Origin of the sequence: Candidatus Blochmannia sp. SNP, assembly GCF_036549215.1 — a bacterium.
Taxonomy (GTDB): Bacteria; Pseudomonadota; Gammaproteobacteria; order Enterobacterales; family Enterobacteriaceae; genus Blochmanniella.
Genome location: NZ_CP144371.1, coordinates 700376 through 724718, shown reverse-complemented (window position 1 = coordinate 724718; position 24343 = coordinate 700376). Strand labels below are relative to the sequence as shown.

16 protein-coding genes are annotated in these 24343 nt (G+C 27.4%); all 16 read left to right on the top strand.

The annotated features are described in order from the left end of the window. Positions 1 to 1457: 1457 nt before the first annotated feature. A complete protein-coding gene (gene mrcB, locus VOI34_RS03100) occupies positions 1458 to 3758 on the top strand; it encodes a bifunctional glycosyl transferase/transpeptidase (protein ID WP_331828394.1) in 2301 nt (766 codons plus the stop codon). 243 nt (positions 3759 to 4001) lie between these two features. Next, entirely contained in the window at positions 4002 to 4352 is a 351-nt protein-coding gene (gene erpA / locus VOI34_RS03095; protein WP_331828393.1) for an iron-sulfur cluster insertion protein ErpA, read from the top strand. A gap of 434 nt (positions 4353 to 4786) precedes the next feature. After that, complete coding sequence (locus tag VOI34_RS03090) at positions 4787 to 6430, top strand: CTP synthase (RefSeq protein ID WP_331828392.1); 1644 nt, start codon at positions 4787 to 4789, stop codon at positions 6428 to 6430. Between the two features lie 79 nt (positions 6431 to 6509). Next, complete coding sequence (eno, locus tag VOI34_RS03085) at positions 6510 to 7823, top strand: phosphopyruvate hydratase (RefSeq protein WP_331828391.1); 1314 nt, start codon at positions 6510 to 6512, stop codon at positions 7821 to 7823. Positions 7824 to 8357: 534 nt separating this feature from the next. Beyond that, a complete protein-coding gene (gene cysJ, locus VOI34_RS03080) occupies positions 8358 to 10178 on the top strand; it encodes an NADPH-dependent assimilatory sulfite reductase flavoprotein subunit (RefSeq protein WP_331828390.1) in 1821 nt (606 codons plus the stop codon). Next, positions 10178 to 11905 (top strand): assimilatory sulfite reductase (NADPH) hemoprotein subunit, encoded by a 1728-nt coding sequence (cysI, locus tag VOI34_RS03075; RefSeq protein WP_331828389.1) that lies wholly within the window; start codon positions 10178 to 10180, stop codon positions 11903 to 11905. Before cysJ ends, cysI begins: the two co-directional genes overlap by 1 nt. Continuing rightward, positions 11898 to 12659: a phosphoadenylyl-sulfate reductase gene (locus VOI34_RS03070; protein WP_331828388.1), complete on the top strand. Its 762-nt coding sequence runs from the start codon at positions 11898 to 11900 to the stop codon at positions 12657 to 12659. Before cysI ends, VOI34_RS03070 begins: the two co-directional genes overlap by 8 nt. Before the next feature lie 318 nt (positions 12660 to 12977). Then, on the top strand, positions 12978 to 14405 hold the full coding sequence (gene cysG / locus VOI34_RS03065) for a siroheme synthase CysG (protein WP_331828387.1): 1428 nt from the start codon (positions 12978 to 12980) through the stop codon (positions 14403 to 14405). 15 nt (positions 14406 to 14420) lie between these two features. Next, complete coding sequence (gene cysD, locus VOI34_RS03060) at positions 14421 to 15335, top strand: sulfate adenylyltransferase subunit CysD (RefSeq protein WP_331828386.1); 915 nt, start codon at positions 14421 to 14423, stop codon at positions 15333 to 15335. Between the two features lie 9 nt (positions 15336 to 15344). Further along, positions 15345 to 16772 carry a sulfate adenylyltransferase subunit CysN gene (gene cysN, locus VOI34_RS03055; protein WP_331828385.1) on the top strand — a complete coding sequence of 476 codons (1428 nt, stop codon included), beginning with the start codon at positions 15345 to 15347 and terminating at the stop codon, positions 16770 to 16772. Positions 16773 to 16785: 13 nt separating this feature from the next. Continuing rightward, the gene (cysC, locus tag VOI34_RS03050; protein ID WP_331828384.1) at positions 16786 to 17424 is read left to right on the top strand and encodes an adenylyl-sulfate kinase; all 639 of its coding nucleotides are present in this window, start codon (positions 16786 to 16788) and stop codon (positions 17422 to 17424) included. Between the two features lie 362 nt (positions 17425 to 17786). Then, positions 17787 to 18077 carry a septum formation initiator family protein gene (locus VOI34_RS03045; RefSeq protein ID WP_331828383.1) on the top strand — a complete coding sequence of 97 codons (291 nt, stop codon included), beginning with the start codon at positions 17787 to 17789 and terminating at the stop codon, positions 18075 to 18077. A gap of 41 nt (positions 18078 to 18118) precedes the next feature. Further along, positions 18119 to 18844, top strand: coding sequence for a 2-C-methyl-D-erythritol 4-phosphate cytidylyltransferase (gene ispD, locus VOI34_RS03040; RefSeq protein ID WP_331828382.1), 726 nt, complete (start codon positions 18119 to 18121; stop codon positions 18842 to 18844). A 15-nt stretch (positions 18845 to 18859) separates the two neighbouring features. Next, positions 18860 to 19333 carry a 2-C-methyl-D-erythritol 2,4-cyclodiphosphate synthase gene (ispF, locus tag VOI34_RS03035; RefSeq protein WP_331828381.1) on the top strand — a complete coding sequence of 158 codons (474 nt, stop codon included), beginning with the start codon at positions 18860 to 18862 and terminating at the stop codon, positions 19331 to 19333. A gap of 442 nt (positions 19334 to 19775) precedes the next feature. Continuing rightward, positions 19776 to 20681: a peptidoglycan DD-metalloendopeptidase family protein gene (locus VOI34_RS03030; protein ID WP_331828380.1), complete on the top strand. Its 906-nt coding sequence runs from the start codon at positions 19776 to 19778 to the stop codon at positions 20679 to 20681. A 988-nt stretch (positions 20682 to 21669) separates the two neighbouring features. Next, the gene (gene alaS, locus VOI34_RS03025) at positions 21670 to 24309 is read left to right on the top strand and encodes an alanine--tRNA ligase (protein WP_331828741.1); all 2640 of its coding nucleotides are present in this window, start codon (positions 21670 to 21672) and stop codon (positions 24307 to 24309) included. Positions 24310 to 24343: the final 34 nt, after the last annotated feature.

The following is a 24343-nucleotide window of genomic DNA, read 5'->3' as shown; positions in this document are numbered from 1 at the left end:
TATTATTAATAATAATAATAAAATGAATGTACTTTCATATTATGCATTTGTATTGATTAAAACTATATGATTACTACATATAATATATTTTTATTCAATATTTAACTAAACTTAAATATTGTTATAGGCCAGAATATACTTAATAATATAAAAATAGATTAGAATATAAATACAAATACTTCAGATTGTACATATAAAACTAAGTATTTATATACAGAAATAATATGAATTGAAATTATTTTTAATATTAATCGAAATATAGATGTATAAAATCATAAGTTTTTCATGCATATAAAACAGTATAAAAATATATTTTTATATTAGTATATTTCATTGTATATAAATTAATACATGTATGTGTATATAAAATTTATCAAGTTTATAATTATAAAAATTTACAATTTTAGACATTAAATCTGATTGATGATTAATATTAATTAATTGTATAAATCTACATAAAATTTAATTATTTAAATAAATTATAAATTAAAATAGTAACTTAAAATATGATTATAATCAAAATATTTAAATACTTTTCCACAAAATAAATATTTATAAACACAACTTTTCTATTTGCACAATAATTTACTTTACAAAAGTTTTTAATAAAAATGTTATTTAGTTATTTTAAACACAAAAAATATAATATAATGTTAAATTTAATGATAATATTTGGATTAATATATAATTTTTTATATGTCCTTAAAATATGTATTAGAGCTATTTTATCATTATTCGAAATATTTATTTATTTACTCTATTACATAGAGATATAAAACAATACATTATGAAAAAAATTATTTAATATTCTTATAAAAAATTGTTAATCATATAAAATATGCATAGAATATATTTATATTTAAAAATTTGATTGATTTTTATACTAAAACATAAATATTATTATATAGTTTCAATTTATTTCTGTATTAATGTAAATTATCATCATGATATAATGTTTGTTATATTTTCAATCTTATTGAAACTAATTGAATAAAAATTATTTATAATTATCAGGGATGTATCTATGTACAAAAATATAAGTTTGAAAATTATTATATAAACATAAATTAAAGTTTTAATACTAATAATATTATTATGGTTAAATTTAAAATATTCAGGCATTAATTATTATTTAAGATAACTTGTTTATAGTTATTATGTTTTATTCCATATCTCTATTTCTGTTCATTAATTACTAAAAATTAATAATCAAATACACAAATTCTTATTTAAAAAATATATAAATTACTGTAAATTAATCATAGTATTTCCAATACTATTACTTAAATATAGTAAATATATATATATATTACATAACGATTATCATATAATAATAATAATAACAAAACAGTATCAAAATGATCAATTGATGATTATACTTACCTAAGTATTATAATGCGTATTAAAAACTCCAATTTTTATTGGATTGATTACTATATAAGTGTCATTTAATTATTGTGCAACGAACTTTACATTTTTTATACATTATAATATGCATTTTTGCATTTATTATTATCCTAATTATATCATATGGAATGTTTTTAGATAAAACAATTCAAAGTCGGATTAACGGAAAAGTCTGGCAATTACCTACTGTTGTTTACGGTCGTATGATTAATGTAGAACCTAATATGTCATGCAATAGAAATGATATAATTCATTTATTGGAATCATTACAGTACCGTCAAGTATCTAAAATTACTCATTCAGGGGAATTTATCGTACATAATAATGAAATTGAGTTATTTCGTAGATCTTTTAACTTTCCAAGCGGAGAAGAAGGAGAAATACATGCATCCTTTTTTTTTAATCAAGAGAGATTATTACGCATTTATAATCAAGATACAAAAAATAATTTTGGATTATTTCGGTTTGATCCCAAAATCATCTCTATTATATATGCCCCTAATGGACAACAAAGGTTACTTTTACCAAGATCTGAATTTCCAGATATATTAATAGATATGTTATTGGCCATTGAGGATCGTTATTTTTATCGACATGATGGCATTAAAATATCTTCTATTGGCCGTGCTTTTTTAGCTAATGTTATTTCTGGACGCGCTGTACAAGGAGGTAGTACTCTAACGCAGCAACTAGTAAAAAATTTATTTTTGAACAATACCCGATCATTGTGGCGTAAATTTAATGAAGCCTATATGGCTTTAATTGTTGATCATCGATATAGTAAAGATCACATTCTTGAGTTATATTTAAATGAAATATATTTTGGTCAAAATAGAAATGATCAGATTCGCGGGTTCCCTTTAGCCAGTTTTTATTATTTTGGTAGACCGGTAAATGAATTAAGTTTGGATCAACAAGCAATGTTAGTTGGAATGATAAAAGGAGCATCTTTATACAATCCCTGGAAAAATCCACAGATAACATTGGAACGTCGAAATTTAATACTAAAATTATTAGTACATAGAAATATTATTGACAAAAAGTTATATACTATTCTTAGCGCGCGTCCTTTAGGAATACAATCAAAAGATGAAGTATTAATATTAAGTCCTGCTTTTGCACAAATGGTAAACGAAGAAATACAAAATATTGATCAAATTAACGATTTTTCTGGAATAAAGATATTTACGACATTAGATCCTAATTCTCAAAAATCAGCAGAAAAAGCAATGGAATTAGGTATTCATAATCTAAGACGTTTTTATAAGATAAAAGATTTGGAAGGAGCTATAGTTGTAGTAGATCGATTTAGCGGGGAGATACGTGCTATGGTGGGCGGATCTGAACCACATTTTTATGGATTTAATCGTGCTATGTATGCTCGTCGTTCCATTGGTTCATTAGCAAAACCAGCAACTTATTTAGCAGCCTTGAGTAATCCTAATAAATATCACCTTAACACATGGATTGCTGATGAACCAATGACTTTAAAACAACCTAATGGAGTGATTTGGTCCCCTAAAAATTATGATCGAAAATTTAGAGGCAAAGTTACACTTATTGATGCATTTATTAAATCTCTCAATATACCTACCGTTAATTTAGGAATGACAATAGGGTTAGACGCTGTTTCTGACATTTTAATAAAATTGGGTATTTCACCTGATTTTATTTCTTCTTTTCCATCAATCCTTTTAGGATCTATCAGTCTGACACCTATAGAAGTTGCACAAGAATTTCAAACTATTGCTAATGGTGGTCAACATTCTTCTTTATCGTCTGTTCGTTATGTTATGAATGAAGAAAATATGATGTTATATCAATATTTTCCTAAAACAGAACGTGTTATTTTTCCTCAAGCAGCTTATTTAATATTATATGCAATGCAACAAGTAGTAGCACAAGGAACTTCTTATATTTTATCTGTAAAATTTCCTTATTCACAGTTGGCTGCTAAAACTGGCACTACTAATGATCTTCGCGATAGTTGGTTTGTTGGAATTGATGGAAAGGAAGTAACTGTGATTTGGATAGGACGCGACAACAACGGAGAGACCAAATTAACAGGTACGAATGGGGCGTTAACTTTATATAGTCTTTATTTAGAACATCAAAAACCTACTCCTTTATGTTTAATACCACCTAATGGTATTAAACATATACCTGTAGATAATCGTGGTAACTTTATCTTGCCTGATAGCAAAAACACTTGTTATCAAGTATTACCAATATGGACAACTGATCAACAATTATTATATCAATCATCCAATCAAACAAATATAATTTCATATAATCAGAAATCGACAAATAATATTATAGAAAATCAAGTTATTCATGATATAAGCGAATAAATTAAACAATTTTTTATTCATTAAAAAACGTTATTTATCCTTTATTATATTATAATATTATCGTAAAAATAACGATTTAATTATATTAATTTTAGTTTATATAATTTTTTAAACTATATTGAAAATATATACTGTTAACTTAAACATTTTTAATAAAAATAAAACAAAAATTTTATACATTTGACTAACTTATTACTAAAAAGTTAATTATAGCACTATATATGATGTAAAAGGCTGATAATTATGAACAGTAATGTAACGTTTCCTGTACAATTAACTGATTTTGCAGCTAACAAGGTAAGACTTTTAATTAAAAATAAAACAACAAACAATTCAAATTTAAAATTACGCGTGTATATTATAGGAGGAGGTTGTAGTGGATTTCAATACGGATTTACTTTAGATGAAAAAAGATCTAATGATGATTATATTATAGAAAACAATGGTGTTACTTTAGTGATCGATCCTGTAAGTTTGCAGTATTTATTTGGAGGTATTATAGATTATTATGAAGGACTAGAAGGGTCTCGATTTGTTGTAATTAATCCAAATGCTAAGACTACTTGCAGTTGTGGTTCATCGTTTAGTATATGAAATACATGATATAAATAATAATATATTTACAAATGAGAAACATGTTGTGTTTTTATAATTATGTTATGCAATACCAATTATATTAATTAAATCATGTATATATCATGTTTTGTATGATACAAGCTCTAAGAAAAATAAAGAGTAAATACTATTATACGTAATATAACGATATACCATTGCTGTGTTATGAAAATAAATACACACGACTACTGCGTTACTAATATTAGTAGGTGATGTAAAAAATCAAATGTTTATTAATATGAAAATCATTTACTATTAAAATTTGAATAACATTCAAGGATAATTGTAATTATTATTCCAGAAATAAAGATAAGTATATCAAAAAATTAATATTTAACTAAATAATCCGCTATAATTTATAATAAAAATTAAATCATAAAGATTATATATATATATATAATTTGGGTTAATATGTGAAAATTAATTATATTTTTGTTACTGGGGGAGTGGTATCATCTTTAGGTAAAGGTATTGCTACAGCATCCCTGGCTGCGGTTTTAGAGGCACGTGGTCTTCGTGTAACTATAATGAAACTAGATCCTTACATTAATGTAGACCCTGGCACGATTAGTCCCGTGCAACATGGTGAGGTATTTATCACTGAAGATGGAGCAGAGACTGATTTAGATTTAGGACATTATGAGCGCTTTATCCGTACTAAAATGAGACATCATAATAATTTTACTGCTGGTAAAATTTATGCCGATGTTTTACGAAAAGAACGTCGTGGTGATTACTTAGGTGCCACTATACAAATTATTCCTCATGTTACTGATACCATAAAAAAATGGATTATAGCAGGTGCTTCTGGTTACGATGTTTTATTAGTGGAAGTAGGAGGAACAGTAGGTGATATCGAATCATTGCCCTTTTTAGAAGCTATTAGGCAAATGGTAATAGAAGTAAATAAAGAAAAAACTCTGTATATACATCTAACATTAGTACCTTTTATTACAGCATCTGGAGAACTAAAAACAAAGCCTACGCAACATTCAGTAAAAGAATTGCTTTCTATAGGCATTCAACCTGATATTTTAATTTGTAGATCTGATAGAGTAATCAGCAATAGTGAACGAAAAAAAATTTCTTTGTTTTGTAATGTACCTAAACAAGCAATCATTTCTCTTCAAGATGTAGATTCGATTTATAAAATACCTGCTTTATTAAAATCACAAGGATTAGATGATTATATTTGTAAACGTTTTAATTTAAGTTGTCCTGAAGCAAATCTATCAGATTGGGAAGAAGTAATTTATTATCAAGAACATCCAATAGGAGAAGTTACTGTCGGCATAGTAGGTAAATACATTGAATTAGTAGACGCTTATAAGTCAGTAACAGAAGCGTTAAAACACGCTGGAATAAAAAACCGGTTTATTGTTAATATTCGTCTTATTAACTCCCAGGAAGTAGAAAAATTAGGTATAGAAAAAACTTTGAAGGGATTAGATGCAATTCTAGTTCCTGGAGGATTTGGTTATCGCGGAGTGGAAGGAAAAATTTTATCTGTACAATATGCTAGAGAAAATAATATACCATACTTCGGGATTTGTTTAGGTATGCAAGTAGCATTAATCGAATTTGCCAGACACGTTGCTGGAATGCCGGACGCCAATTCTACAGAATTTATAACTAATTGCAAATGCCCAGTGATAGCTTTAATAACTGAATGCAAAAATGAAAATGGTACTATGATGGCGTATAATAATACTGATTTAGGTGGTACTATGCGTTTAGGAAATCAAACATGTTATTTAATGAAAGGAAGTTTAACGTATCAAATATATGGAAAAAGCACTATATTAGAACGTCATCGACATCGTTACGAAGTAAATAATATGTTATTAAAAAACATAAAACATGCTGGATTAACTTGTGTTGGATTTTCTGAAAATAATCATTTGGTAGAAGTAATCGAATATTCAAAACATCCATGGTTTATAGGTAGTCAATTTCACCCTGAATTTAATTCTACACCTCGTAAGGGACACCCTTTATTTATAGATTTTATAAGAGCCGCAATGGAATATAAACATCGTCATAATAAATTAATTTAGTGTATATGAGTCAATGTTTATGGTACTATATTTCTAGTTTATAATTAAAAATATAAGTTAATTGATAAAGGAAACGTACATGCCCAAAATTTTAAATATTGTTGGACGTGAAGTTATCGATTCACGTGGTAATCCAACAGTAGAAGCTGAAGTATATATTAAAGGTGGTTCTAGATTAGCATCAGTACCATCTGGAGCATCTGTTGGTTCCCAAGAAGCTGTAGAGCTGAGAGATAATGATAAAAATCGTTTTTTCGGAAAAGGAGTAACAAAAGCAGTTAATGCTATAAATGGACCTATTAATAAAATATTAAAAGGTATAGATGTAACACAACAACATATTATTGATAACACCATGATTGATTTAGATGGCACTAGTAATAAATCAAAATTTGGTGCTAATGCTATCTTGAGTGTTTCTTTAGCAATTGCAAAAACGGCTTCAGTATTTAAAAATGTTCCGTTATACCAACATATTGCTGATTTATATGACATGCCAACAAATAAATTTTCTATACCACTTCCTATGATGAATATTATTAATGGCGGTAAGCACGCTGAGAATAATTTAGATATTCAAGAATTTATGATAATTCCAATCGGAGCGAAAACGATTAAAGAAGCAATTCAAATGGGGTCTAAAATATCATATGTTTTAGGGACAATACTAAAGAGTAAAGGGATATCTACGCAATTAGGCGATGAAGGTGGATACGCTCCTCCTAATATAAATTCTCATACTACCACTCTAGAATTAATAAAAGAATCTATTGAACAATCCAATTATATCTTAGGAAAAGACATTGTATTAGCAATAGATTGTGCTGCATCTGAATTATTTGATAAAATAACTGCTAAATATAATATAAAAAGTGAAAAAAAATTCTTTACCTCCAAAGAATTTACTCATTATTTATCATTATTAGCGCAAAAATATTCAATAGTTTCTATTGAAGATGGACAAAGTGAACATGATTGGGATGGATTTGCTTATCAAACTAAAGTTCTTGGAGATAAAATTCAATTAGTTGGAGATGACTTATTTGCAACTAATGTAAATCTATTACAAATAGGCATTGACCAAAAAATTGCAAATTCTATTTTAATTAAATGTAATCAAATAGGATCATTAACCGAAACACTATATACTATTAGAATGGCTAAAAAAGCAGGGTACGCTACAATTATTTCACATCGTTCTGGAGAAACTGAAGATACTAGTATTGCTGATATAGCAGTGGGTACTGATGCAGGTCAGATAAAAACTGGACCTATCCGCTGTTCTGAACGTGTAGCTAAATATAATCAACTGATTCGTATAGAAGAAATTTTAAGTAAAAAAGGAGCACTGAGTGGGTTTAATAACATTAAATACATACATACATATTTTTGATATGTGTAATTAAATATATCTGAAAATATGTAATACTTAATCAAGTTATATTTTATTGTATAAAAATTAAATAACAAGAATATAATTTCATATTACTTAATAATAGAACATTAAGTATAAAATAGCTAATTTTAATGATACTGATCATATTAGATAAATGATATGTACGAAACGTACAGATAAATATATACATATTAAATGGTAATATTATTACCATTTAATATGTATATATAATAAATAAATATATAAACTATTTTAGAGTACTACTTATTATACTATTGTAGTAATAACAAGAATATAATATATGATTTATATTATCTTAAGCTTATAGTGTTTTCAAAAATCATAACAAATAATTTTTTTTAAATTAGTATTTATTGATTAGATTAAAAATCTGGATGAATTGCATTCATCCATTTGCATTTAACAGATCTGTCTTATCTAAATATAATAATACTGAACTATTTAGATAGATATATTGATAATAATAAATAATCTTTGCTTTTATAAGCATAAAATTAAGTTTTTGATTTAATGATGAAAAAAAATGCATATAACCAAATAACACCATTAACTTCAGAACAATTAAATGATATTCAATCAATTTTTGTCACTCTGTCTAGTTCTCAATTGATTTGGATATCTGGATACTTGTGGGGATTAATAAATTCTATACAATCTGATAAGATAACCAACGTTTCTGAAAAAACTAAAATTACAGATTCTGTTCCTAATAAAAAAATTACTCTTATATCTGCCTCTCAAACTGGTAATGCACGTCAATTAGCTGAACAATTACGTGATGATATTCATGCGATTAATTTAGATGTTGTATTATTTAATGCTAGAGACTATAAATTCAAAAAAATTGCTAAAGAAACATTATTAATTATTATTACTTCTACATATGGAGAGGGAGAACCTCCAGAAGAAGCAATTGCGTTACACAAATATTTGTTCTCTAATAAAGCAGGCAAAATGGAAAATACTTATTTTGCTGTGTTTAGTTTTGGAGATCGATCGTATGAATATTTTGCTAAAGCTGGAAAAGATTTTGATTGTCGCTTAGAAGAACTTGGAGCACATCGATTATGTGATCGGGTCGACGTCGATATCGATTTCAAAGAAGAAGCTAATATATGGAGAAAAAAAATAGTCTCTTTATTAAAAAAAAAGATAACAAATACTTCTATATTTGATAAAAATAATAAAGTTCATAGCATTACACAAGTAAATCATACTATTTATAACAAAAAATATCCATTAATTGCTTATTTATCAACACGACAAAAAGTTACTAGTCGTAATTCACTTAAAGATGTTCACCATTTGGAAATAGATATTACTGATTCTAATGTATGTTATCAACCAGGAGATGCATTAGGAGTATGGTATGAAAATGACCCTAATCTTATTGATGAGTTATTAGAATTATTAGATTTAAAGGGGACTGAAGAAATAGAAATTAAAGGGAAATTAATATCTCTTAATGAGGCGTTAAAAAATCACTATGAATTAACACATAATTCCACAATTGTTGTAAAAAACATAGCTACTATTACTCAAAATAAAATATTGTTGGATTTATTTAGCGATCAAGGAAAATTAAATACATTTATTTTAACTACGCCTATTATTGAAATGATGCATCATGTATCAATGAAAATAAATGCTCAAGAATTATTACAAATATTACGACCCATGCAACCTCGATTCTATTCTATTGCTTCTGCTCAATCAGAAGTGGGAGAAGAAGTACATATTACAGTAAGCGTAGTACGCTATAAAATAAATGAACGATTTAGAACAGGTGGTGCCAGTAGTTATTTAGTAGATCGTATACAAGAAAATGATAAAATTCGTATTTTTATTGAGCCTAATGATAATTTTAGATTACCAAAAGATTCTAATGTTCCAATAATTATGATTGGAGCTGGGACAGGAATTGCTCCGTTTCGTGCTTTTATGCAACAACGCGCTGCAGATGGAGCATTAGGCAAAAATTGGTTGTTTTTTGGAAACTTGAGATTTATTGATGATTTTATTTACCAAATTGAGTGGCAACGTTATTTCAAAAATGGTGTATTGACTAAAATTGATACAGCTTGGTCTAGAGATCAAAATTATAAAATTTATGTGCAAAATAAATTATTAAAAAATAGCGCTGAAGTTTGGTCATGGATCCAAGAAGGAGCTCATATATATGTATGCGGTGATGCTAAATATATGGCTAAAGATGTAGATAAAGCTTTAATTATGTTAACATCTCAACATGGAGGTATGAATGTAGATAAAGCAAATGAATTTTGGGATGAAATGCGAGTACAACAGCGTTATCAAAGAGATATTTACTAATGAATACAAAAACAAAACATACTAATAGTAATAATACAACGTTATTATCCGATAATGAGAGAATAAAACAAGCAAGTAACTTCTTAAGGGGTACTATTACTCAAAATTTAGATAACAGCTTGACCGGAGGTTTTAATGCAGAAAATGTGCAATTAATTAAATTTCATGGAATGTATCAACAAGACGATCGCGATGTGCGTATAGAGCGAGAAAATCAAAAATTAGAACCACTAATTAATATAATGTTACGTTGTCGTTTACCGGGTGGTGTAATTACCCCAAAACAATGGCTAGCTATTGATGATTTTTCAAAAAAATACACTTTATATGAAACAATCCGTCTTACCACTAGACAAACTTTTCAACTGCATGGTTTGTTGAAACCAAATTTAAAAAGTTTACATCATTTATTAAATAAATTAGGATTAGATTCTATAGCTACTGCAGGGGATGTGAATCGTAATGTAATATGTACAGCCAATCCAATGGAATCAACATTGCACTATCAAGTATGGGAGTTAGCAAAAAATATTTCTGAACATTTATTACCAAAATCTCGGGCGTATGCAGAAATTTGGTTAGATGGAAAAAAAACAGAATCTACAGATTCTGAACCAATTTTGAGTGCTACTTATTTACCTCGTAAATTTAAAATAGCAATTGCGATACCACCAATGAATGATGTGGATGTTCATGCTAATGATCTTAGTTTTATTGCTATAAAAAGTAATAACACTGAGAAAATAATTGGGTTTAATGTATTGGTTGGCGGAGGATTAGCGATGACTTACGGAGATATGACTACATATCCTCGTAAAGCTAGTGAATTTGGGTACATTGTTACAAAGGATATTTTAAAGATTACGGAAGCAGTAGTTACAACACAAAGAGATTGGGGGGACAGATCTGATCGTAGACATGCTAAAACAAAATATACTTTAGCTCGAGTTGGAATATCTGTATTTAAATCAGAAGTTGAACGCCGTTCTGGAATAAAATTTCACCCAATTCATCCTTATATCTTTACAAATAGAGGAGACCGATTTGGATGGGTTCAAGGTATTGATGGCGATTGGCATCTTACTTTATTTATAGAAAATGGAAGAATATTAGATAATGGCCCTAAAAAGTTATTAAAACACGGAATATCAGAAGTTGCACGAGTACATTCCGGTTCTTTTAGACTAACTGCAAATCAAAATTTAATTATTTCTGGAATATCTAAAGACAATAAATTACTGATTAAAAGTATATTAAAAAAATATAGCATAACAAATGATGATATTACGCCTCAACGACAAGCATCTATGGCATGTGTAGCACTTCCTACTTGTCCTTTAGCGATGGCAGAGGCGGAACGATTTTTACCTAAATTCATTACTAAAATAGAAAATATTATGTCAAAGTATAAATTAGAAAAAGATGCTATTATTTTGAGAGTGACGGGTTGCCCAAACAGTTGCGCTCGTGCAATGTTATCAGAGATTGGATTAACAGGAAGATCAATCGGACGTTATAATCTTTATTTGGGAGGTAATAATATTGGTACACGCATTCCTCGATTGTATAAAGAAAATATCACAGAAACAGATATTTTAAATATACTTGATATGACTATTAACCGTTGGTCAAAAGAAAGGATTAATCAAGAATCCTATGGAGATTATGTAGTAAGATCCGGGATAGTCAATGCCGTTTTAAATTCTGAAAAAGATTTTTATGAATAAATTATTGAATATTGTTAACTATTGTTGGACTTTTACAAAATTTAACTCATTCAATATAAATGAGCAAAAATTGATATTAAGTAAAATAAATCAACATTTAGAATCTTTAACAACAGAAGACAGGTTTAAATGGGCTCTAGAACATTTACCTAATCAGGCAATATTATCTTCAAGTTTTGGTATTCAGTCGCCAGTCAGCTTGCATTTAACTACTTATTATTATCCTAATATCCCAATTATTTTGATTGATACTGGTTATTTATTTCCAGAAACATATCGATTTGTAGATCAACTAACAGAAAAAATGCAATTAAATTTACATGTATTTTCTCCAAATCAATCTGCAGCATGGCAAGAAGCACGATATGGTAAATTATGGGAACAAGGTATAAATGGGATTAAACAATATAATAATATTAATAAAGTTGAACCGATGCATCGTGCCTTAAAAACACTTAAAGTAAAAACATGGTTTGCAGGTTTACGACGTAATCAATCAAATAGTCGTAAAAAATTGCCAATCATCACTGTTCAAAATGGAATTTTTAAATTTTTACCCATCATTGACTGGGATACTTCTCAGATTTATAGATATATGAAAACCCATTCTTTGGAATATCATCCATTATGGAAACAAGGATATGTATCAATAGGAGATGTGCACACTAGCATAAAATGGAAACCTGGTATGAAAGAAGAAGAGACACGATTTTTTGGATTACAGCGTGAATGTGGTTTACATATTATTGATTGAAATTTCTTTTTATATAAATAATTTATATGATATACTTCAATTGTAATCGTATAGTAAGCATTTTAATAAAAATATATTGTTACTAACAATAGTTATTTATAAAATAATGAATACATATATTTTATTACCTATTAAACTATATTAGGTACGTATTATTTATAAATATCAAAGATTAACTCTAAAAATGGAGAACATTATATATAAAAAATGTTTTTATATACAAATACTTATAATTTCTATTAATTTTTTAATATAATAAAATACGTAATATTAAGAATTTATTAATAATTTGTTATATCTGAGTATAAGTATAATTCTGTGGAATATTTACCATTATTTATTAATCTCAAAAATAGGCCAGTTTTAGTTGTTGGAGGGGGTAGTGTTGCTGCACGAAAAATACAAATACTACAAAGAGTTGGTGCTATTATTACAATAATAGCACCAACTCTTTGTCCGGAGTTAAAAAAAATTTTATTTACACAAAATATCAATTGGATCAGCAAAAATTTTAATCCTACAATGTTAAATAAAGTAATTTTAATAATTGTGGCAACCAATGACGCTAAATTAAATACTCTAATATACCAAAATGCTGAGGAACGACATATATTAATAAATACTGTGGACGATAAGAATAAATGTTCATGCATTTTCCCTGCTATTATCGATCGAGATCCTATTTTAATAGGAATTTCTTCTTGTGGAAAAGCGCCCATATTAGTACGTATTTTACGTGAAAAACTTGAAGCATTATTACCAAAATCTCTTGGATTTATAGCAAAATTAGCTGGAGCATGGCGTAATCAAGTAAAACAACATATTGTCGATACAGTATGTAGGCGCCGATTCTGGGAAAAAATATTTTATAATGGTCACATTGCTGATTTAGTTGAAAAAAATCATTTCGAAGAAGCTAATAAAGCTTTTAAATTTGCTCTTAAAAATACTGGTAATAATAATAATAATAAAGGTAGTGTAACATTAGTAGGCGCAGGGCCTGGAGATGTAGGATTGTTAACTATTAGAGGGTTGCAAGTAATGCAGCAGGCGGATGTAGTACTATATGATCACTTAGTAAGCTCAGATGTATTAGATTTAATTCGTCGAGATGCTGATAAGATTTATGTTGGGAAACGTGCTGGAGATCATTCAATTTCTCAAAATAAACTTAATCGATTTATGGTGCAATTAGCACAACAAGGAAATAAAGTTGTTAGGCTGAAAGGAGGGGATCCATTTATTTTTGGTCGGGGAGGAGAAGAATTACAAACAGTATCAAAAGCGGGTATTCCTTTTCAAATAGTCCCTGGCATCACAGCAGGTATTGGTGTTCCAGCTTATGCTGGAATTCCGTTAACTCATAGAAAATATGCTCATAGTGTCATTTTTATTACAGGTCATAATATAAATGACAATAATCAATTTAATTGGAATACTTTATCAAATAATAAACAGACATTAGTCATTTATATGGGTAAATTGAATGCTATAAATATTAGCAGTAATTTAATCATTCATGGACGAAATATATATACTCCAGTAGCTATAATTAGTCGAGGAACATATAGAGATCAAAAAATTTTAATTGGTACCTTGATTGAATTAGAAAAATTAGCAAAAATGGCTGATCAGCCTGCTTTGTTGGTTATTGGAAATGTTGTATCATTGCATAGTAAAATAGATTGGTTTGGAAAAAATACACTGCATTTCTATCCGATTAATTCAATTATTAACTTGATGTAAATTAAAAGAGTAATTATGATACAAAACAGAAAATATATTACTTATTTAAATAAATTAGAGTCAGAAAGTATCTATATTATTCGTGAGGTAGTAGCTGAATTCCATAAACCAGTCATGTTGTATTCCATCGGAAAAGATTCTTCAGTAATGTTACATTTAGCAAGAAAAGCATTCTATCCTGGTATGTTACCTTTTCCCTTATTACATATAGACACTGGTTGGAAATTTCATGAAATGTATATATTTCGCGATAATACTGTTAAATCTTATGGATTTGAATTGTTAGTTCATAAAAATTTAAAAGGTATATCTATGGGGATAAATCCATTTATTCATGGCAGTGCTAAATATACAGATATTATGAAAACAGAAGGACTTAAACAAGCATTAAATAAATATGGATTTGACGCAGCTTTTGGCGGTGCACGTCGTGATGAAGAAAGGATTAGATCTAAAGAACGGATTTATTCGTTTCGGGATAAATTTCATTGCTGGAATCCTAGAAATCAACGTCCAGAACTATGGTATAACTATAATGGGAAAATTAATAAAGGAGAAAGTATTCGTGCGTTTCCTTTGTCTAATTGGACAGAATTAGATATTTGGCAATATATTTTTTTAGAAAAGATTGAAATCGTACCATTATATTTCGCTAAAAATCGTCCTGTAATATGTAGAGATGGAAATTTAATTATGGTAAATGACGAACGTATTAATCTTAAGCCTGGAGAAATTATAGAAGAACGCATGGTACGATTTCGTACATTGGGGTGTTGGCCATTAACTGGAGCAATAGAATCTAAAGCAGAAACGTTACCTAAGATAATTGAAGAAATGTTAATATCTAAAAACAGTGAGCGGCAAGGACGAATCATTGATTTTGATCAATCTGGATCTATGGAAATTAAAAAACGTCAAGGTTATTTCTAAGGAACCATTATGATTAACACCATAGAACAAGAAATTATTAATTATGGAGGAATTGAAAATTATTTATATGCGCAACAATATAAAATGTTGTTGCGCTTTCTCACATGCGGCAACGTAGATGATGGGAAAAGTACTTTGATAGGACGATTGTTATATGACTCATATCAAATTTATGATGATCAACTATCTATTCTGCATATGGATAGCAAAAAAATTGGTACTCAGAAAAATAAATTGGATTTAGCGTTGTTAATAGATGGATTACAATCAGAACGTGCACAAGGTATCACTATAGATGTTGCTTATCGTTATTTTTTTACTAAAAAACGTAAATTTATAATCGCTGACACTCCAGGACATGCAGAATATACAAAAAATATGGTTACTGGAGCTTCTACTAGTGAATTGGCTATTTTATTAGTTGATGCACGTAAAGGAATACAAGGACAAACTAAAAGGCATTGGTTTATAACTGTACTTTTAGGTATCCGATATATAATAGTAGCAATTAATAAAATGGATTTAATAGATTACAATCAAGAGATATTTCAAAAAATTAGTAAAGAATATTTAGAATTTTCTAAACAATTATCTACTGATATAACTACCAAATTTATTCCAATATCTGCTTTAGATGGAGATAATATTACAACATTATCAACAAACATGAAGTGGTATAAAGGCTCTACTTTATTGGAGATATTAGAAGATATTAATATTAATCGTTCCTCCTGCTTTGAAAACCAAGAATTACGTTTCCCAATACAATATGTAAATCGTCATAATTCAGATTTTAGGGGTTACTCTGGCACTATTGCTTCTGGTAATGTCCATACTGGACAACATGTTAATATTTTTCCATCAAATACTACTTCTAGTATTAAACGCATTATTACTTTTAATAAAGATCAAAAATATGCTCAAACTGGAGAAGCGGTTACAATAACTTTAGAAGATGATCTTGATATTAGCAGAGGAGATATAATAATAGATGCTCATACAACCATTACCCCTGTATGGTATGCATTAGTAGATGTAGTATGGATGAAAAAGGAAGAATTACAAGAAAACCAATATTTCAATATCAAAACTGCTACTAAAATTGTAAAAGCACAAATAAGTAATATAGAATATCAAGTAGATATAGATACTTTACAATTCCAAGAAACGAAATCAATACCACTCAATGGTATTGGATTGGTCAAATTATCATTTGATGAACCATTATTATTAGATCAGTATTCTTATTATCCAACAACTGGAAGCATGATATTTATTGATTTATTGACCAATGAAACCGTAGGAGCCGGCATGGTCCGAGTCCCTATAAAATATAATAAGTCTGAAGATAAAAATAATTATAGCGAATTTGAATTAGCATTACATGCATTTATTCGTCTGCATTTTCCTCATTGGAATATTAAAGATTTACCATGAATATACTTATATTATGACTAATAAAAATATCGATTATTTTTCTAATAGAAATATTTTTTGGAACACGTTTTGTATAAAACAACAAGATCGTGAATTTTTACATAAACATCGTGCTATATTATTATGGTTTACAGGATTATCAGGATCTGGTAAATCAATTTTAGCTAATGTTTTAGAAAAAGAATTACATAATAGAAATATTAGTACATATATATTAGATGGGGATAATACACGACACGGACTGTGTCGTGATTTAGGATTCAGTGATCGTGACCGACATGAAAATATACGTCGAGTAGGAGAAACGGCGCGATTAATGGTTGATGCTGGAATAGTAGTATTAGCCAGTTTTATTTCTCCTTATCATTATGATCGTCAAATGATACGTAATATGTTCCCTATTAATCATTTTGTTGAGATATTTGTTGATACTCCTCTGCATATTTGCGAAAAACGTGATTCAAAAGGTTTATATAAAAAAGCTAGATCTGGTGAAATAGAAAATTTCACTGGCGTAAACTCTCCGTATGAAAAACCAAAAAAACCACATATATATTTAAATGGACAAAAATCGATAATAGAATTAGTTAGCCAAATATTGCAATCATCGTTCCTTGAATCTTTATTCAAAATAAATCATTATCTTAAATGATACAGAACAAATTCATATACTTAATAATTTTATAATAATTAAATTTCTATAATAAATAAAATGATGTATATCAAAGAATATTATTTGTTTTAATAAGAATTATTTTCCTAATTAAATAAAAATAATTTTTCCAAAAATATTTTTATAATAAATACAAATAATTTACAATAATTTTTGAATTAGTTTATTTTAATGTGTATCATGTGTGGTGTGAACGACTGTATATTACGCATTTAACAAAAATTATAATTACCTACTTACTTTAGAAGTTTTTATTTGTTATCAAAGATAACAAATTACTTATATGATAAATCCAATCGATACTGATACTGAAATATAATCAATTGGTAGGTAGCATAAACATGAATAAATTGAGTTGTCTATTATTAACATTGCTCGCTTGGCTACAATATTCGCTTTGGTTAGGTAAAAATGGCATCTATGATTTAGTCAATATTCATAATACAACTAAACTATATGAAAACATTAATGATATTGCCCAAATGAAACTTCGAAATAATCAATTATTATATGAAATTTATGACTTACTTCATGGATATGAAGCTGTTGAAGAGCGATCAAGATATAATCTTGGTATGATTAAAATTGACGAAACTTTTTATCAAATAAAATTTGAATCACAACAATATTAATTTCAATAAACATTGATAATAGTTTAACGAAATTGGTGTATATGACATGCTTTATTGAACGTGTTAAAAAGAGTTTTCCGGATATTACAGCTATTCTTCCAGCGGCAGGTACTGGGGAACGTATGAATAGTATACTGCCGAAACAATATTGTACAATAGGCGACAAAACTTTACTTGAGCATTCAATTAGCGCCTTATTATGTCAATCGTGTATTCGTCGTTGCATAGTAGTAATTAACGCTCAAGATCGTTGGTTTAAAAAATTATCTATTGCCTGTGATCCTAGGATCAGTGTAGTTATTGGAGGAAAAACTAGAGCCGATTCAGTAATGGCTGGCTTGCAACATGTAAAAAAGTCAATTTGGGTGATCGTACATGATGCAGTACGGCCTTGCTTACATCCTGAAGATCTGTTCCGGTTATTTGAAATTACAAAATTTTCTCAAGTAGGTGGAATTTTAGCAATACCAATCTGTAATACTATTAAACAAACCTATTGTGGCACTAATTTTGTAAAATATACTCTAGATCGCAATAATCTGTGGCATGCTTTAACTCCACAGTTATTTAATTGTAATCTTTTAAAAAGTTGCCTTAAAGAAGCTTTAAAAAATAGAGTTACCATTACTGATGAAGCATCAGCTGTAGAATATTGCGGATACACATCTATTTTGATACAAGGTCGTTCAGACAATATCAAAGTTACTTATCAAAATGATTTAAAATTAGCTAGGTTTTATCTATCTGAATTAAATAAGAAAATTTAACAGGATTTATAAAATATGTTGCGTATTGGTTATGGGTTTGATGTACATCGATTTGGAGGATGTCGTCCGCTCATTATTGGAGGGGTAAATATTCCTTGCACACAAAAAATAGCAGCACATTCTGATGGTGATGTATTAATACATGCATTAATCGATTCTTTGTTAGGAGCTGCTTGTTATGGAGATATTGGATCAATGTTTCCAGATACTGATTCTGAATATAATAATATAGATAGCCGAAAATTGTTACGAATCTCTTGGAAAAAAATTATCACACAAGGGTATTTATTGGAAAATGTAGATATCACTGTAATCTTGCAAATTCCAAGGATAAATACGTATATTTATCAAATGCGTTATCATGTTTCTAAAGATCTAAATTGTCCAGTCACTAACATTAACATAAAAGCTACTACTACTGATACATTGGGTTATATTGGGTGCTCTAAAGGCATCGCGTGTGTAGCAGTAACATTATTGACACGTTAATATCTATTATTATTATTATTATGATAATAGATATATTTTTATACATGGTTAAAATGTATATTTATATGAGCTATATATTTTATATAAATAAATACGTTAATATAATTAATAGTTACTATTAATTTAAATCAAATTAATAACATAAATTTATAAAATAACAATAATAGTATCTGTCAATTCATCAATTTATTAGAGAATCAATAATTTTATATTTGATACATAATAAATACACATATTTGTGCTAAGTCTATAAATTATTTTTGATATTAAAAAATATGTATTATTTAAAATTTAATATTAATATTAAATATATATATTCCACTTATAATCTATTTAAATCAGTAAATTATCAACAGAAAATAAGCAGACACCGAAGGAGTTCAGTATAGTTACTATGCTAGACAACAATATATTAATAATTTATATAATAATAATAATTTTCATGTTTCTGGGAGGATGCTCGAATAACAACAATCTCTACAGTAGATACCATAGTGAATGCACGTTACGCTCTACGAACCTTAATGATAATATTTTTTCATCCCAAGGTAAAGAAAAAAATTTATGGCATCAACAGAAAATATCTATTACTAAGGCTCGTAAATATAATAATATAAATTATGGTTCTTATCATAAGTCTACATATACGGTAAAATCTGGCGATACTTTATTTTATATTGCTTGGATTACAGGAATCAATTGCTCAAATCTATCAAAAATAAATAATATTAAAGATATAAATCAATTAAGAGTAGGTCAAGTAATAAGATTATCCCATAACACAGCGTTATCATCTTTTAAAAAATCATCAAAAAAATTTTTTGGAGATTTTAATCATAGTGACAATACTTTAAAAAAAATATTATTTTTTATCAAAACCCAATTATTATTTTTACGGACGAACAAATATAATTCTTCTAACATAGAGGATATATCTCATAATATGACCTCTTGCTTAAAAAAATCAGAATTAGTAGTAGTTAAAAATTGGTATTGGCCGACAAATGGAATCGTAATCAACACTTTTTCTAATTCTGAAGGAGGTAATAAAGGAATTGATATATCTGGAATTTTAGGTCAACCTATATTAGCTACTGCTAATGGAAAGGTAATATACGTTGGTAATACATTGAAAGGATATGGTAATTTAATTATTATTAAACATGATAATAATTATCTTAGCGCTTATGCACATAATGATACAATATTAGTAACAGAACAACAAAAAGTTAAAATGGGAGATAAGATAGCTACTATGGGCTATAGTGGCACTAACGAAGTAAAATTGCATTTTGAAATCAGATATAAAGGAAAATCAGTAGATCCTTTGTATTATCTGAAACAATAGATAATCTAATTCTAATTAAATATGAACATTTTAACAACAAATATATAAAAACGTATATTTATAAAAATAATAATTATTTTATCTTTTGAATTAGTTTAATTATATTCTAATGTTTTAATTTTAATAATTGATTAAAATTATTAATTGCACGAATATATATACCTAATATTTAAATTAAACTTAAAATAATATTAATCAAATATAACTATTTAATACATTAAATATAAAATATAGCATTATATATACATATATATTATTTTAATAAAATATTAATCGCATATTCTGATTTGAATATTAGATTCCTTATATTTTTTAAATAAAAAATGCATTATAATGAATTGAAAATTACAATTATATTAACTTTTATTTTAATAAAAATAAATAATTAGTTTCAATATAATTGCATTCATTACATAGTATAAATGATGCTATATACACATTTCAATGTATGATACAGTATTGTTGTAAAAAATTTAATTTTTTAATTCTACTAGGTTGTAGAAATAATTAAGGATTTAATTATTTGATTATTGATATTGGAAGTCACAGATTGTGTCTAATAAATATACGATTCTAAATTTATTAAATTCTTTATATTTATCAGTAAATATATGTTAAACAATAATGTATTTATATACTGAACATAAATAAGAGATTATATCAATTAGCGCATTTTAAATATATCTTATAAATTATTTTTAAATAAAATTTTATGAGCTACTTAAATAGCTGCTCTATTGGAAATGGAATATAATATATATATCTGTATTTCATATTTTTTATTTTCAAGATATATCTGTAAATAATACATTATCGCTCATTAAAAATACTTAATAAATTTTTCTATGAATAATATTTAACTGTATTTATATATATTCAAAAATAAATAATATTCTGCAATTTTGATTTCTATCTTTTTTAAAATTGTTTATAATATTTAATTATATAAATCAAATATATGGAATTTTCATTTCGTGATGGAATCTATATGCATAAAAATATTGATGATATTCGTCAGGAATTTCTTAATTTTTTTAAAAAAAAGGGACATGAAATTGTTGCTAGTAGTACTTTAATTCCTAATAATGACCCAACATTATTATTTACTAACTCTGGTATGAATCAGTTTAAAAATATATTTTTAGGCATTGATAAACCGTTATTTAAACGTGTTACAACTGCACAACGTTGTGTACGTGCTGGAGGAAAACATAACGATTTAGACAATGTTGGATATACTGAACGACATTTAACATTTTTTGAGATGTTAGGTAATTTCAGTTTTGGAGATTATTTTAAATATGAAGCTATCCAATTTGCTTGGGAGTTATTAACTGATAGTAACTGGTTTAATTTATCTAAAAATAAATTATGGGTAACAGTACATATTAGTGACTCTGAATCTTATGATATTTGGATAAAACAAGTAGATATACCCAACGAACATGTTGTTAGAATTGGTAATAATACGGATAATTTTTACGATTCTGATAATTTTTGGCAAATGGGCAATATTGGTCCATGTGGGCCTTGTTCCGAAATATTTTATGATCATGGAGATCGATTCCAAGGATACCCCCCTGGTAGTTTAAAAGAATTTGGAGAAAGATATGTTGAAATTTGGAATTTAGTATTCATACAATTTAATCGTCAATTGGATAGTCATCTTTTATCACTTCCTATGTTATCAGTAGATACCGGAATGGGTTTGGAGCGTATTGCCGCGATATTACAGGGAGTACATAGTAGTTATTCCGTTGATGTATTTAAAAAATTGATATCTTCTATATCTCAAATTATTAAAGTTAGTGATGATAATACTAACAGATCTTTATATGTAATAGCTGATCATATTCGTACATGCTCATTTTTAATTCAAGACGGAGTTCTTCCTTCAAATGAAGGACGTGGTTATGTATTACGCCGTATTATCCGTAGAGCTGTGCTTCATGGAAAAAAATTAGGTACAAAGAATATTTTTTTTTATAAATTAGTGCCTCCTCTTATTAAATATATGCAACATTTATCTGATAAATTATGTGAAAAACAAGACTTTATAGAAAAAATCTTACTTAGTGAAGAAAAATTGTTTGAAGATACTTTAAAAAAAGGTTTAAAATTATTGGAAAAAAAATTATCCTTATTAAGAGGCAATATTTTGAATGGTGAAATAGCATTCCATTTACATGATACTTATGGATTTCCTTTAGAATTAACAAAAAATATTTGTTTAAGACACGGTATACACGTAGATCAAGTAAAATTTGATCAGTCTATGTTAATTCAAAAAAAATATGCGAAAGAATCAAATAAATTTTATATAACTAGCAAAAATATATCACTCTGTAATATATCAAATACGTTTGTTGGATATCGTGAACTTACTTGTAGAAGTCAAATAATAGCATTATTTCGCGTAAATAATCCAGTAAATAAAATTTATGCAGAAGAAGAAGGAATAGTAATTTTAAAAAATACTCCTTTTTATGGAGAATCTGGAGGCCAAATTGGAGATTCTGGTCAATTGAAAACTATATCTAGTTTATTTCAAGTTACTAATACTAAAAAATATGGACAAACAATAGGCCATTTTGGAACAGTAAACAGTGGCGCTATTAGTGTAGGAGAAGAAGTAATTGCTCAGGTAGATCAATATAAAAGGAAATATATTTCTTTCAATCATTCCGCTACTCATTTACTACGCGCCGCATTATATCAAGTTCTCGGATCTCACATAATACAAAAAGGATCATTAGTAAACGATCAATATTTACGTTTTGACTTTTGTCATCATGAAACAATGACAGCGGAACAAATTAATACAGTAGAAAATCTTGTAAATAAACAAATTTGGAGTAATTTTCCTATCGCGGCTGACATGATACCAATAGAAATAGCTAAAAATAGCGGAGTTGTGATGCTGATCAATAAGCAATATGAAAAAATAGTGCGTGTTATAAGAATGGGAAATTTTTCTGCCGAATTGTGTGGAGGGACTCACGCTAAAAATACTGGAGAAATTGGTGTATTTGTCATTACTAAAGAATCTAGCATTGCTTCTGGTATTAGACGGATTGAAGCGGTAACTAGTAATACAGCATTATCTGTAATACATCAATATAAAAAATTACTTCAAAATATTTTTAAATTGACACAAAGTGATAACAAAAATATTTTAAGTAAAATACATGAATTCAAGTCCCGTTGTCAAAAATTGGAAAAAGAAATAGAACATTTAAGAAACAAACAAATTATGCACAAAAGTTTATCTTTCATTAAGGAAATTTATTATATTAAAGATGTACAAATTTTAATAAAACAAGTTGAAAATATGATGCTAAAACCATTGACTAATTTAATAGATTGTCTTAAACGTCAACTAAAATCAGGAGTTATTGTTATTATTAATATTAGTAAGAATAATAAAATTAACATAGTAATAGCTGTAACTAAAGATTTAATAGAAAATAATCGCATAAATGCTCTAAATTTAGTACATTTAATTATAAATACCCTTGGTGGGAAAGGCGGAGGCAAGCCTCATTTTGCTCAAGTCGGCATTAATAATATTATAAATACATCCAAAATTTCTACTAAAATAGATTTCTTATTACATAATATACTATAAATAATTATGTAATATATTTAAATTATTTTAAACA